This is a genomic window from Bacillus sp. 16GRE42, from assembly GCF_019837435.1.
Taxonomy (GTDB): Bacteria; Bacillota; Bacilli; order Bacillales; family Bacillaceae_G; genus Bacillus_A; species Bacillus_A wiedmannii.
Genome location: NZ_JADAXF010000002.1, coordinates 25,902 through 39,776, shown reverse-complemented (window position 1 = coordinate 39,776; position 13,875 = coordinate 25,902). Strand labels below are relative to the sequence as shown.

16 protein-coding genes are annotated in these 13,875 nt (G+C 33.2%); 7 read left to right on the top strand and 9 right to left on the bottom strand.

The features are described from left to right. The first annotated feature begins 103 nt into the window (after positions 1–103). Complete coding sequence (gene nfsA / locus ILS93_RS12455; RefSeq protein WP_064476559.1) at positions 104–838, top strand: oxygen-insensitive NADPH nitroreductase; 735 nt, start codon at positions 104–106, stop codon at positions 836–838. 96 nt (positions 839–934) lie between these two features. Here nfsA and ILS93_RS12450 read toward each other — a convergent pair whose 3' ends face one another. The 8 genes from ILS93_RS12450 to ILS93_RS12415 all read right to left on the bottom strand — a co-directional run bounded on the left by ILS93_RS12450 (position 935) and on the right by ILS93_RS12415 (position 8,093). Continuing rightward, positions 935–1,660 carry a sulfite exporter TauE/SafE family protein gene (locus ILS93_RS12450; protein ID WP_064476558.1) on the bottom strand — a complete coding sequence of 242 codons (726 nt, stop codon included), beginning with the start codon at positions 1,658–1,660 and terminating at the stop codon, positions 935–937. 245 nt (positions 1,661–1,905) lie between these two features. After that, a complete protein-coding gene (locus ILS93_RS12445; protein ID WP_222660618.1) occupies positions 1,906–3,459 on the bottom strand; it encodes an IS200/IS605 family accessory protein TnpB-related protein in 1,554 nt (517 codons plus the stop codon). A gap of 39 nt (positions 3,460–3,498) precedes the next feature. Next, complete coding sequence (locus ILS93_RS12440) at positions 3,499–4,092, bottom strand: IS607 family transposase (protein ID WP_222660616.1); 594 nt, start codon at positions 4,090–4,092, stop codon at positions 3,499–3,501. Between the two features lie 210 nt (positions 4,093–4,302). After that, positions 4,303–5,523 (bottom strand): MFS transporter, encoded by a 1,221-nt coding sequence (locus ILS93_RS12435; RefSeq protein WP_222660614.1) that lies wholly within the window; start codon positions 5,521–5,523, stop codon positions 4,303–4,305. 19 nt (positions 5,524–5,542) lie between these two features. After that, complete coding sequence (locus ILS93_RS12430) at positions 5,543–5,992, bottom strand: ArsR/SmtB family transcription factor (protein WP_064476555.1); 450 nt, start codon at positions 5,990–5,992, stop codon at positions 5,543–5,545. Between the two features lie 128 nt (positions 5,993–6,120). After that, complete coding sequence (locus ILS93_RS12425; protein WP_222660612.1) at positions 6,121–7,335, bottom strand: MFS transporter; 1,215 nt, start codon at positions 7,333–7,335, stop codon at positions 6,121–6,123. Positions 7,336–7,340: 5 nt separating this feature from the next. After that, the gene (locus ILS93_RS12420; protein WP_222660610.1) at positions 7,341–7,808 is read right to left on the bottom strand and encodes a VOC family protein; all 468 of its coding nucleotides are present in this window, start codon (positions 7,806–7,808) and stop codon (positions 7,341–7,343) included. 165 nt (positions 7,809–7,973) lie between these two features. Continuing rightward, positions 7,974–8,093: a YjcZ family sporulation protein gene (locus ILS93_RS12415; RefSeq protein WP_000120179.1), complete on the bottom strand. Its 120-nt coding sequence runs from the start codon at positions 8,091–8,093 to the stop codon at positions 7,974–7,976. A gap of 239 nt (positions 8,094–8,332) precedes the next feature. Here ILS93_RS12415 and ILS93_RS12410 point away from each other — a divergent pair, with 239 nt between their 5' ends. Both ILS93_RS12410 and hfq read left to right on the top strand, forming a co-directional pair. Then, positions 8,333–8,551, top strand: coding sequence for an aspartyl-phosphate phosphatase Spo0E family protein (locus ILS93_RS12410; protein WP_002096752.1), 219 nt, complete (start codon positions 8,333–8,335; stop codon positions 8,549–8,551). 54 nt (positions 8,552–8,605) lie between these two features. Beyond that, the gene (gene hfq, locus ILS93_RS12405; RefSeq protein WP_000400660.1) at positions 8,606–8,794 is read left to right on the top strand and encodes an RNA chaperone Hfq; all 189 of its coding nucleotides are present in this window, start codon (positions 8,606–8,608) and stop codon (positions 8,792–8,794) included. Positions 8,795–8,819: 25 nt separating this feature from the next. On the opposite strand, the gene ILS93_RS12400 is transcribed toward hfq, so the two are convergent. Continuing rightward, complete coding sequence (locus tag ILS93_RS12400; RefSeq protein WP_088048433.1) at positions 8,820–9,422, bottom strand: HD domain-containing protein; 603 nt, start codon at positions 9,420–9,422, stop codon at positions 8,820–8,822. A gap of 172 nt (positions 9,423–9,594) precedes the next feature. Here ILS93_RS12400 and ILS93_RS12395 point away from each other — a divergent pair, with 172 nt between their 5' ends. The 4 genes from ILS93_RS12395 to ILS93_RS12380 all read left to right on the top strand — a co-directional run bounded on the left by ILS93_RS12395 (position 9,595) and on the right by ILS93_RS12380 (position 13,780). Continuing rightward, on the top strand, positions 9,595–10,428 hold the full coding sequence (locus ILS93_RS12395) for a flagellar motor protein MotP (protein WP_098111834.1): 834 nt from the start codon (positions 9,595–9,597) through the stop codon (positions 10,426–10,428). Between the two features lie 22 nt (positions 10,429–10,450). Then, complete coding sequence (locus ILS93_RS12390) at positions 10,451–11,128, top strand: OmpA family protein (protein WP_000977943.1); 678 nt, start codon at positions 10,451–10,453, stop codon at positions 11,126–11,128. A 150-nt stretch (positions 11,129–11,278) separates the two neighbouring features. Then, positions 11,279–11,647: a response regulator gene (locus ILS93_RS12385; protein ID WP_000940570.1), complete on the top strand. Its 369-nt coding sequence runs from the start codon at positions 11,279–11,281 to the stop codon at positions 11,645–11,647. A gap of 129 nt (positions 11,648–11,776) precedes the next feature. Further along, positions 11,777–13,780 (top strand): chemotaxis protein CheA, encoded by a 2,004-nt coding sequence (locus ILS93_RS12380; protein ID WP_098102201.1) that lies wholly within the window; start codon positions 11,777–11,779, stop codon positions 13,778–13,780. Positions 13,781–13,875 lie beyond the last annotated feature (95 nt).

The window sequence follows — 13,875 nt, the reverse complement described above, 5'->3', positions numbered from 1 at the left end:
AAGAGCAATTCAAAAAGAATTGCTCTTTTTGTGCTTATAAGTTGTGAATATTGAAAAAGATATGTTAATTTTTCAATATGAAGAGAAAAAAGGAGTGTTTTTCATGAATGAGATCATACATAAAATGGAGCAACACGTTTCAGTTCGTAATTATAAAGAAGAATCAATTCCGAAAGATGTAGTAGAAAGAATGGTACAAGCTGCGCAGCATGCCGCTTCTTCACATTTTGTACAGGCGTATTCTGTTATATATGTAACAGATCAAGACTTAAAGGCTAAACTAGCAGAGTTATCCGGAAATCGTCACGTGAAAGACTGTGCAGCATTCTTTGTTTGTTGTGCAGATTTAAAACGACTTGAAATGGCATGTGAACAGCATGGTACAGAGATTAAGCATGAAGGAGTAGAAGACTTTATCGTTGCGACGGTAGATGCTTCACTGTTCGCACAAAACTTAGCGTTAGCAGCAGAATCGTTAGGATACGGTATTTGTTATATTGGTGGTATTCGTAATAACCCGAGAGAAGTGAGTGAATTGCTTCATTTACCGGATAAAGTATATCCTGTATTCGGAATGACAGTTGGTGTACCAGATGAAGATCATGAAGTGAAACCACGTTTACCAGTAGCGGCAATCCTTCATGAAAATGGCTATGATGAAAAGAAATATGATGAATTATTAAACGAATACGATGAAACGATGAACTCGTATTACAAAGAAAGATCATCAAACAAGAAAAACGTAACATGGACGGAATCAATGAGTTCGTTTATGGCTAAAGAAAAAAGAATGCATATGAAAGAATTTTTAAGTGAAAAAGGATTTAATAAGAAATGAGTAAAAAGGCAGACCTGCATGCAGGTCTGCCTTTTTATCGTTTAAATCTATGTGTTTTTGTACAATCTAAAGCATCTATTATCTTGAAAAACTAACTTATAACAAATGCAAACTTTCAATAAGAAGATACATACCAGTGCAACTCAAAAGGATATACGTAAATATTTTGAAAATCCGTTGATTAAGCCATTTGAAAATAATTTGTCCTAAAAATAAACCTAGAAATACAATTGGAATAGCATACAAACTTGATTGCCAAATTGCTTTGTTTGTGCCAGTAAAGAGTATTTGAGTTAGTAGACTAATGAAATATATAAATAGATAAAAAGCTAATGTAGTTGCTCTCAACTTTTCTTTTTTCGTATCAGTTCCTGTAAAGTACAGTAACAGGGGAGGTCCGGGCATACCTATACTTGTCGTTAAAAGACCGGATAATCCACCGACTAAGAAATCTCTAGATTTTGTTGATTTAATTTTAAAGTTGCATATTAGCATCAACGTTAATAGTAAGAGCAGGATGCTAATTGCTAATTTAAATGTGTTGATGTTAATGGAAGTGAAAATTAAAATACCAAAAGGAACACCAACTATACTTCCGAAAATTAATCTTTTCAGTAGAATAAAATCAATGTCCATTCTTATTTTCCAGATGAGTGATATGGAAATAATTAAGGATAAAATGATATTTATTTGTATAGCTTCTTGTGGTAGAAATAACATGAGTAAGAAAGGTGTTGCCATAATAGAAAAGCCAAAACCTGTACTTGTTTGTAAAATAGAAGCTACTAATATAATACATATGAAAATGAATATAATCTCCAAAATAGCCCTGGTTCAAAATTCTTATAAAAATCTATAAATCGTTGGCGAACCAAGTCAAATGCCAACTACCGAAAAGGGATCTCGCCTTTTTCCTGTCCGTAAGGGTTACGACCTTCTCATTCACCTATTGTGAAAGAATGACGGCAGGTTCTTTTTAAGAACGGTCTGTTTTTGCATACTACCATTCATCCAAGTCAGTAGTATGCAAGAGGTTATAAGAAATAAACCAGTACCCCCCTTCTAATTTAAATTTTAAATACTAATTGTTGGTTGCTCATATAAACAGTTTTGTGAAGAATGCCCCACAATTTCCAATTGTGATGTTCTTTCCACGTTTTAATTGTTTGTAACCATTTTTTATATACTTTTTTCGTATTCGTATCCTTCTCGCTTTCTTCCATCGAAGCAACAAAAATACGTAGTTTTGTTGTAATTTGGTTTTTTAATAATAGAACAAATTCTTTTGGTAATCTTTCTTGGAAACCTAATCCACGTCTTGCGATTGTGAATGCAGCGGTTTCATGTACACTAATACCGTATTTTTTACTATATTTTAATTTTCCAATCACACTTGTATAAGCAGGATTCACTGTTTTGACAGAAAACCCGTTGCGAAGAGCCATACGAATTAAACTGTTCAACATCTTTTTATACATAAATTGATGGAGTTTACGATTACTGTATTTATTAGTATCATGAGAGTGTTGAAATTTCAAATCCTCTAAAACAATACCACCTACATTGTTTTCCAATAACCATGTTTTAATTTGTTGTACGAGTTTCCCGATAATTGTTGCGCGTTTGTTTGTTGAAAACGTATCAAGATTGTGTAGGTAAAAGATTTTAGAACTTTTAAAATTACCTTGTTTTGTACATAAACTAACTGCAATGCAGTCTGGATTTACATCGATCCCTGCAATTACATCTGATTGTGGTGTTTCTTTAAAATCTAATAAACGAACTATTTCCGTTTCATCAAACGTAATATTTACATAAAAATCATTTTGTTTACGAATGATTTCTACACTATATTTTTGATGCTCTATAATCGGTTTTCCTTTTGGATTTAAACCGATTTGCTCTCCCATAACGACATTTGTGATTTGATGATAAAAATGATATGGAATGATAATCGGAACTTTGATTCGTGGGCTTTTTGTTTTTCCATTTGTTAGTCCTAATGGATTTGCAATTTCTAACCATCCTTGCCCACAGTCATCAACTGTAATGCGCATGTTCAAATTCCCTTTTTTACTTTTATCTCCGCGAGAATATAATTGTCGTGTACGCAAATCTTTCCATGCTTGATTAGATATCTTATTTTTCATTCGTTCATAGAAATTTTTTCGCCCACCAAAAATAATAGGAGGTAATGTTTCATTTTTAATATGTGTTTCATACATTTCAATTTTTTGTTCTAATTTTTGTTGTCTTTTTCTTAATCCAATTAGACAAATTTCTAATGAAACTTTTTTTGGTTTTTTCCTGCCGCTTTCATACTCATCTATTTTTTGTAACGTCTTTTCTAACTTTTTTTGATTGTTTTCTAGGTAAACAGGAAGAAGTTCTTTTTGAGAGGAAAGGATAGTTTGCGCTTGTAAAACCGCATCTTCACAAAAACGTTTATTTAACAAATATTTAGGTTGTAGTTTTTTTATCAATTCTTTCTCGTTTTCGCCCTCAATCAAACGATTAAAACTATATCGTTTTGCACTTTCGAACGTACGAATCAAAGTAATTAAATCTTCCGTGTGTTCTTTTGTGATAGAATTAATTTTACAAGTCCGAGTTGTTTTCATCCTTATCACCCTTTTCTAATACGGATTTTATTGTATTTTCTAATTTTCTATCTCCTCTTTTCCCATAATTTTTGCAGAAAAAGAGGTTGTGATTGCTATAAGATCTTCCACTAATTCGGCTTCTTCGTTTTTTTCAATGTGTTCTATGCAATATATGTTTACTCCTAAATCTTTTAAATGAGATTCAATATAAGAAAAACCGAACCTAGCTAATCTATCTTTGTATTCAATCAAAATAACAGAAGGTGACTTTTCTTTACAATCTCTCAACATTGTTTGAAATCCTTTTCTGTTTTCGTTTAATCCACTTGCGATATCTTTATAAATACCTGTGATTTTGTATCCTTTTTCAACTGCGAATGTAGTTAATCGTTGTAATTGTCTATCTAAATTACCGCTTTCAAGTTGTTTTTTTGTAGATACTCTTCCATATATAAATACATCATTTGTTTCTGTTTTTGAATGTGTTTCACTTTTCTTTTGGAATGCCACAACTTTTTCAAGATCATATATTCGATGACCTTTTGGTGTTCTATCCGCAATAAAAACACCTTCTTTATCCCAATTCCGTAAAGTTTGTTGTGTTTTCCCTAAAATGTTTGCAGCTTTCCCAATTGAAATATAATTCTTCATTTTCATCATCTAAAAATATGATATGTTGAATTCTATAAAATACGCAACTTGTAATTATATATTTTTATAGGCTTTGATTTGCTGTTATTTCCTCCTACATAATCAGATCCAATACATCTTTTAACATAAAGTGAAACTTTAATCAGTGGGGGACTTACTGCCCTTTAATACGGGAAAAAAGCGGCTAAATAGCCGCTTTTTATGTTGTATTTAATATTCCAATGATGACCCTGTAGCTTTAAAATATTTTTCTCGTGAAGGCGTCATTACCCGGATTGCTAATAAACAGGAAAGGAAAAGAATGAGTAATGAGCTGCTTATTACAGTGATTTGAACGGAAAGGAATTGTGTGGATGCCCCAATTGCTAAAATGAAAAAGATTTGGATGAAATTTTTTATGGAATCAAACACGCTATCGATACGTCCTATCATATGTACAGGGATGTTATTTTGATAAAATGTTATAAAGCCAGTACCAGCAAATGATGAAGAAATGCCAAGTAAAATGAAACCACTCGCTGCGACTATAAATGAATTTGAAAAGGCGAAAATTACATAGCCTATTGCTGTGAAAATCATACCTAATCCGATACACTGTTGAATTGGTAATCGTTTAGCAAAGAGAGAAACAAGTAATGAACCGAAAACGTAAGCAGCACCAGTTATACTAACAAGCATGCTATATTCCATGTTGGATAAAAACAGTACTTGTTTTGTGAAAACAACCTCTTGTGAATCGAGTGCCATAGAGACAAGCGTAGTAGCTTGAAATAAAACGAATATGAGAATAATGTAACTTTCAGTTCGAGCGAATGAAAAAACTTGTTTCCAATCACTTCGTAATGTTTGTACGAAAGTATTTGCAACTTCTTCGTTTTGCTTTGTTTGTAACGTAATGTTTGGTAAGAAATAAATGAGAATAGTAGAAAGTAGAAAGGAAAGTGAGTTGCAGTAAATAACAAAGGATGCTGAGTACGTGGTGAGAAGTATTCCAGCAAGGGCTGGACCGATAATAAAAGCCCCGCTTGTACAAAAGTTATTCCAAGCGTTGAATTGAGCGCGTTCTTCAGCTCGTATGAGCATTGTTTTATAAGAAAATGAAGCTGGATCGAAAAATGATGTGGCAATACGAGTCAAAAAGATAAAAATATAAATGGCCCAAATAGAATCAAATAGTGGAATACAGCCAATAAGAGCTGCCCGAATTATATCTGTGATGAGCATAATGGACCGTTTGTTTAATCGATCTACTATACTACCAGACCATATTTTTGTAACAACGGTTGCAATTGGACCTACAATCCATAATCCTGCTACAGCAGCAGGGGAGTTTGTGCTATTTAACACCATTACGTTTAGGGCGATGAGATACATAAAATCACCTAAACGAGAAATTCCTGTTCCCGACAATAATAATAATTTATTTTTCATAAGCAGTTGGACCTTTCTTTCATTGTTTTTTAATCCTGCAGGAAATAGCGTATTCCTCTTCGGAGCTTGATTGACGAGCGGTTTTGTTTTCCCAGCGTAATAACACTTGTGTAACTTCCCAAGTAAGCTGTTGTAATTCCTCTGGAGTTAAAAATAAATGAGATACAATATGACTGCCTGTATTCGTTCCTTCTGTGCCGCTTTCTTCAATATAGAAATGAGCAGATTTTGCCTTGTAATATTTTTCAATAATTCCTCGTTTTTCTTTCGTGTCTACTAATTCAAGTAACCCTCCATCATATAAAATTTGAACGTGATAATGAACGCTACCAGCAGATTTATTTAGTTTAGTAGCTACTTGTTTTGCAGTGAGTGCCTCGTCTTTTAAAAGGTGAAGAATTTGAATGCGAGTTGCATTAGAAATGAGCTTCTGCTGCTCAGCTGAAATAGTAAGTCTATCGTCAAACATTATGATATCTCCTTTCTTATGATCTAAATTTATTGTACATTCTAAAAAATTAGAACGTAAGGGAAATAAATCGCCTTTTTCCTTTATATTTCGACATAAATAAAAATAGCATGTACATAAACATGCTATTAAGTGATAGTAGATTCTTCATTAAGTTTCCCTCGATAAAACAAGAACAGCCATATAAAACTCACAAAAATACAGCATATAGCTAACAAGGTACCAATAACTTGAGGAGAAAGAACTTCTAAAAGCCATCCCGTAAAAAACATAGATAACTGAATAAGAGATCCGTAAATGGAATAATGGAATGAAAAAACTTTACCAATCATATTTTCCTTCGTATAAGTTTGAAGTAATGTCGTATCAAGTGGAACGATGATTCCTCCTGCTATGCGCATACAGAATATAGTAATGATACCGATAATAAGTTGATTGGATAAAATAAATCCGAGAAAGAAAATTCCTTGTAGGAGATAGGCCCACCCGAATGCTTTTTTCATTTTTTCTTTATTATGAGACATATAAAGATTAACGAGAAGGCTTCCCATCATAAGCCCAGCCCCTTGAACCGTATATAAATTTCCAATGTTGGTGTGGAAAATTTTTTCGGCATAGATCGTTAGAAGTAGCTGATAAGCGCCTCCAATCATGCCCCATGAAATGCCGACAAGAATTAACGTTAAAATGATTTTTGTTTGTAATATGTATGTGTAACCATCTTTTATATCAGTAAAAAATGCTTTTTTCTTGTTACAAGTATCATGAGAAGGGACACTCATATTATAAATAAAATAGGCTGAAATAAAGTATGACAGGCTATTTACTAAAAAAGCGAATTCAATATGTAAAGATTGTGCAATTATCCCGCCCAAAGAAGCCCCCATAATAGACATAAAACCATTAATTGTACTAGAAAGAGAGTTAGCAGTTACGAAATGATTTTGGTGTACGATATTTTTTAAGGTTGCTTGTTTAGCCGGCTCAAATAAACAAGAAAGTACGGATAAACATATGTTAGAAATGAAAATAATCTCGATTTTATATAGTGCAAATAAATAAGTGAGGACGATTATGCCTCGTAAAATATCGGTAAAAATCAGAATCTTCTTTTTAGAAAAACGATCTACAACTCCGCCTATGAAAGGACTAAGAAGAAGCTGGGGTAAACCTTTACTTATAAAAGTTAGTGCAATCATAAACGGAGATTCCGTTAGGCTATAGACGAATGTTAATAAAGCTACAGTATGAAACCAATCTCCAAGTACACTTAACGTTTGCCCGTAAAATAGTTTATTGAAGTTTTTATTTGTTTTTAGAAGTGTGGAATAAGAAACTGACATAAAATTTAATCTTTATGTAATGATGATGCTTGAACTTGTTTTTTCCACTCGCTTAAGTACACTTTCTCTGCTGTAGGAAGTCCAATAGGTAATTGTGCAATCAATTCTAAACTATTTCCGTCAGGATCGTTAAAGTATACGGCGGTATGCGCTAATTCTGGAAAAACAATCGGTTCAATTGGTTCCATTCCAAAATCTTTTCGTGCTGAAATGCCTTTTTGATTTAGCCAATGAATCGCATCTTCTAAATCATGTAAGCTTACTTGAAAGGCGATGTGTCGTAAAGAGGGATGATAATTAACTTTGTATTCTGTGCCTTCCCAAAGACCGAGCCAACTTTCGTTTTCTTTAATCCAAAAGAAAGCAATATCATCTCCTCTTTTATATAATTTCAGTCTAAGTGATTCATAAAAAGATATTGATATCTCTAAGTTACTGACAGGTAAATGTGCTTCGTAAAGACCTTTAATCATTGTAATCCTCCTTAGTAAAATATTTCTTATTTCATAGTAAACGTTTTTTTATTAGTTGAAATCACAAAAAGGAGGGATATCACTTCATACGAAAGTATGAAAAAACAGCTCAAATATGAGCTGTTTTCGTATAGTTTTTCGTTCATTTGTTAAGGATAGGATATATTAGTATCCGTATCCGCCGCCACCCCAGCAGCTACATCCGATGATGATTAGAAGGATGAATAGTACGATAAGCAAAGCAAATCCACCGCCGAAACCAGCGCAACTTCCACCATAGCTCATATGTTTTCCTCCTTTTGAGTAAGTTAATCTATATAATTCATGGACTACTATATACAGTATGTTTTTTGTATGGAAAAGGAGCCAGTCTCTTTTGTAATTAGACAAACGCCTGTATGGTTATTTTGATTGTATATTGTGCTAGGGATATGTGAAGAAATCGTTATATATTTTGCGATTTGTTCATAAAAAAATATAAAAATTGTAAAAAAAACCATTTTTATATTTTTTTATGAGAGGATTTGTACTATAATTTTACAAGTAATATTATGGGAAAAGGGAGTTTTAGTAAAGAGATGGAGATGGGAAAATTACACAATAAAATAGAAAACAAAAAGAAAGAGCTAATCCAACTTGTTGCTAGACACGGATTGGATCATGATAAAGTTTTGTTATTTAGCCGAGATTTAGATATACTTATTAATAAGTTTATGAATGTAAAAGATAAAGTACACAAATAAATAATTTATAGTTTTTTATATTAAGATATTTTGTAAAAAAGGAGAGAAAAGTATTTGGAACATTTACAAGAAGAGCTATATAAACAAATAAAAGAAGAAAAAGGTATTGTTACAATTTTTTTAAAGAGTGGCGTTAGAATAGTAGGAGAAGTTGTTGCGATAGACAAATTTACCGTTTTAATGTTAGTTGATGGAAAACAACAGCTTATATACAAGCAGGCTATATCAACAATAATGAAATAAGACACTCATATTGAGTGTCTTTTCATTATCGTTTGCAAGCTTCCACGTCAATGCCGGCAGCGAGTAATTTCTTTTCTCCATCCTGTTCAATCATTTTTTGTAATTTAGATAGGAAAGAATCAAAGTTTGTATGCTTTGCTACTTGGAATGTCATTTTATGCTCAATTGGTAGCCACGTATCAATATCAGCTTCGTTATGCTGAATTTTCACCTCAAGCTTATCAAGTGCGTTAGCTACTTTTGCTTCGTACGTTTCTTTCGCTTCAAACTCCATCCATAAATCATATAATTCCTCACCGAGAGAACCTTTTAATGTTCGTTTAATATTTAAAATGGCTTCTTGCTCATTTGTTTGTTTTTGTAATTGTAATTCATGACTATTCATTGTATCAAAAGCAGGAATATCACCAGCTTCAGCTTCGACTAGGTCGTGAATAATAACCATTTTAAGTAATTTTTCAATATTTACTTTTTGATCTAAATAAGGCTCAACTAAAATGGCCATTAGAGACATGCGCCACGTATGTTCAGCAACACTTTCTTGACGTCCGTTAGAAAGCCAGCTATGTCGCATTTCATATTTTAATTTTTCTGCTAGTGCAATGACTTGTAAAATGTTATGTTCCATTGTAATCCTCCTCATATTTCCATACTGTAATTCTAATATGGAAATAAAATGTGTCAATTCTATGAGTATATTGCGATAAATAGATGATAAGCGTATAATACTTATTATATGTGAAAACGCATTATTAAAATAAAAAAATGTTTTATAAAAATGAAAAGGAAAGGGCAGGAATATGGGAGACGAAAATCAAGGATTTGCTAGACCACAAAGAAGAAAAAGGAAGTTTGACATTTCTAGCCCAGTCGGCATTATAGTAGGTTTTGCCATAGTGATAGCGGCAATTATGATTGGCGGCGGCGGAATAAAAGCTTTTAAAAACTTTTTAGATGTTTCATCTATTTTAATTGTCATAGGGGGAACTACAGCGACAATTGTTGTGGCATATCGATTTGGAGAAATAAAAAAATATACGAAAAGCATTTTTACTGTTTTACATAGAAAAGAAGAAAATTTAGAACAGTTAACGGATTTATTTGTTGATTTTTCGAAAAAGTCTAAAAAACATGGCCTGCTTTCTTTAGAAGTTGATGGAGAGCAAGTAGACAATCCTTTTATTCAAAAAGGAATTCGATTAATGTTAAGTGGTTACGATGAAGATGAATTAAAAGAAGTGTTAATGAGAGATGTTGAAACGGAAGTGTATGAGTTAAGAAAAGGGGCAGCATTATTAGATAAAATTGGCGATTTCGCTCCAGCTTGGGGCATGATAGGGACCTTAATCGGTCTTATCATTATGCTTCAAAACTTGCAAGACACATCGCAAATTGGTACAGGGATGGCAGTTGCGATGTTAACGACATTGTATGGGTCAGTACTTGCAAATATGATTGCAATCCCTCTTGCTGAAAAAGTGTATCGTGGTATTGAAGATTTATATACAGAGAAGAAGTTTGTTATTGAAGCGATTTCAGAATTATATCGCGGTCAAATTCCTTCTAAATTAAAGTTGAAACTCGATACATATGTATACGAAACAAAGATAAAAAAAGTAAAACGAGCAGCCTAATATTTCAAGGAGTGGTATGGTTATGATGAAACGACCGCAAAAGGGATCGCCTCGTTGGATGACGACTTTTACAGATTTAACGATGTTATTATTAACTTTCTTTGTATTACTAGTTGCTACATCAAAGCAGGATGCAGTAAAATTGTCAAAGATGCTTGAAAAGTTTAGTGACGTGGAGCAAGTAGATGCGAAAGTAATGGAAAATACAATACCAGATATTTCGCATGAAAAAAATGATGAAAAAATGGTCTCGAAAAAGAGAATGGACGAATTATATAAAAAGTTAAAAGCATATGTAGATAATAACGGTATTAGTCAAGTGAATGTATATCGAGAGGATACGGGAGTAAGCGTCGTTATAGTAGATAATTTAATATTTGATACGGGTGACGCGAACGTTAAACCGGAAGCGAAAGAGATAATAAGTCAATTAGTTGGTTTTTTCCAATCAGTACCAAATCCGATTGTTGTTGAAGGGCATACAGATAGTAGACCGATTCATAACGACAAATTCCCTTCTAACTGGGAGCTGTCTTCAGCAAGAGCAGCAAATATGATTCACCACTTAATCGAAGTGTATAATGTGGATGATAAAAGGCTAGCTGCGGTAGGATATGCAGACACAAAGCCAGTTGTACCAAATGATTCACCGCAAAATTGGGAGAAAAACCGTCGCGTTGTCATTTACATAAAAGAATAGTATATTATCATTTTAATAATAAAATAATGAAAATACGAAAATTCTTTTAAAAAAATATTAAATTTTATCATTTTATTTTGTATAATGAGTGAGAATGATAAGGTGAAATATTAAGATATATTTATACATAGAAGGAGAGAATTAAAAAGAATGGCACATAAAATTTTAGTTGTAGACGATGCGATGTTCATGCGAACGATGATTAAAAACTTATTAAAAAGTAATTCTGAATTTGAAATTATTGGTGAAGCAGAGAATGGAGTAGAAGCAATTCAGAAGTTTAAAGAACTTCAACCGGATATTGTAACATTAGATATTACTATGCCAGAAATGGACGGACTTGAAGCGTTAAAAGAAATTATTAAAATTGATTCAAGTGCAAAAGTTGTTATTTGTTCTGCAATGGGACAACAAGGTATGGTATTAGATGCAATTAAGGGTGGAGCAAAAGACTTTATTGTAAAGCCGTTCCAAGCAGATCGAGTAATTGAAGCTTTAACAAAAGTAGCAAACAGCTAATATAGAAGGGGTGCCACAAGGAATCTAAACATTGATAGCGGATATGCGTGTGGCCCCCTTTTTTCTTGCTTTAAAACACTAAATTGTTATACATAAATGAAATGTTTGTTAGACAGGTAGGGGATGAAAATGCAAACAGATCTATTAAATATATTTTTTGAGGAATCAGAAGAACATTTACAATCGCTAAATGAAAATGTGCTAACTTTAGAACAAAATCCCACTGATATGGATGTTGTGGGAGAAATATTCCGCTCAGCCCATACATTTAAAGGTATGTCAGCGAGTATGGAATTTACGGAAATGGCGGATTTAACGCATAAAATGGAAAACGTTTTAGATGAAATTCGTCATGGGAATATAGTTGTAAATGCAGAGATTATTGATGTGATTTTTGAGTGCATTGATAATTTAGAGAAGATGGTTGCAGATGTGCAACAAGGCGGAATGGGCAATATTGATGTAATTACAACTAAGCAGAAATTAGAAGCATTATTGAATGGCAATGTAGAAACTCCTGCGGAATATATTGAGCAAGAACCTATAAATAATGATGATGCAGTTTCGCATGAAGTGCATATAACTGTTGAGCAACATGCTATTTTAAAAGCAGTACGTGCAATTATGTGTATTGAAGCACTGCAAAATGTAGGTAATGTACAAAAAACAGTTCCAAGTATTGAAGAAATTGAAGCAGATGCTTTCGGGTTTGAGTTCACAGTATTTATGGATACTGATCAAAGTGAAGAAGAATTAAAACAAGTAGTGCTTCATGTTTCTGAAATTGAGAAAGTAGAAGTAAAGCAAGGACATACATTAAAAGAAGTAGTCTCGAAAGAATTGGGTACACAAGAAGCTATGCAGGAAGATTTACAAGCGGCTACGCATGTGGAATCAACTAAAGAAGTATCGAAGCAAGCTGCTAATGCTACACCTGCTAAAAGCGCTGCAAAAACGAAAAATGGTAAAGTGGAAAATCGTTCCATACGTGTTCAATTAGAAAAAATTGAAAGATTAATGAACATGTTTGAAGAAAGTGTAATTGAGCGTGGTCGTATAGATGAATTGGCACAAGCAATTCAAAACAAGGAATTAATTGAGCATTTAAATCGATTAGGCGATATTTCAAAAGATATTCAAAATGTACTACTAAACATGCGTATGGTACCGATAGAAACTGTTTTCAATCGTTTCCCGCGTATGGTACGTATGTTAGCGAAAGATTTAGGGAAGAAAATCGATTTACAAATTACAGGTGAAGACACCGAAGTTGATAAAATTGTTATTGATGAAATCGGTGATCCACTCGTCCATTTAATTCGTAATGCAATTGATCATGGGGTTGAAACTGTTGAACAACGTCGTGATGCAGGAAAAAATGAGACAGGTACGATTAAATTAGAAGCGTTCCATAGTGGAAATCATGTCGTTATTCAAATTACGGATGATGGAAATGGAATTCATAAAGGGAAAGTATTAGAAAAAGCGATTAAAAATGGTGTTGTAACAGAATCTGAGGCAAATAAATTAACGGACCGTGAAGTATTTGATTTGATTTTCCAACCCGGATTTAGTACAGCTGAAGTTGTATCAGACCTTTCTGGGCGTGGTGTTGGATTAGATGTAGTGAAACATACGATCCATAGTTTAGGTGGACACTTAATTATTGATTCTGAAGAAGGGAAAGGTAGTACATTTAGAATTGAACTGCCATTAACGTTGTCCATTATTCAATCTATGCTTGTTCAAACGAATGATAAACGTTATGCTTTCCCTCTTGGCAATATTGTTGAAGCAATTCGGATTAAAAAAGAAGACATTCAATCCTTACAAGGAAAAGATGTGTTAAATTACCGTAATCAAATTATTGAAGTGAAGCATTTAAGTACTGTATTTGGTGAGAAAACAGTAGATGAGGCGTTTGCGTCATATGATGGTCAAATGGTTCCTGTGTTAATTGTTCGTAATACACATCGCAGCTATGGACTTATTGTAAACACAATTATCGGTCAAAGAGAAATCGTCTTAAAGTCATTAGGTGACTTCTTTGCAGAGAGTTCGAATTATTTCTCTGGTGCGACAATTCTCGGTGATGGACGAGTGGTCCTCATTTTAAACCCAGAAGGTTTATAATAGGAATGAAGGAAAGCTCCCCACTTGTATACAATTGGGGAGCTTTTTGGTTAATCGTTACTAATCTAAAAATGGGAATAAATACATATTAACGT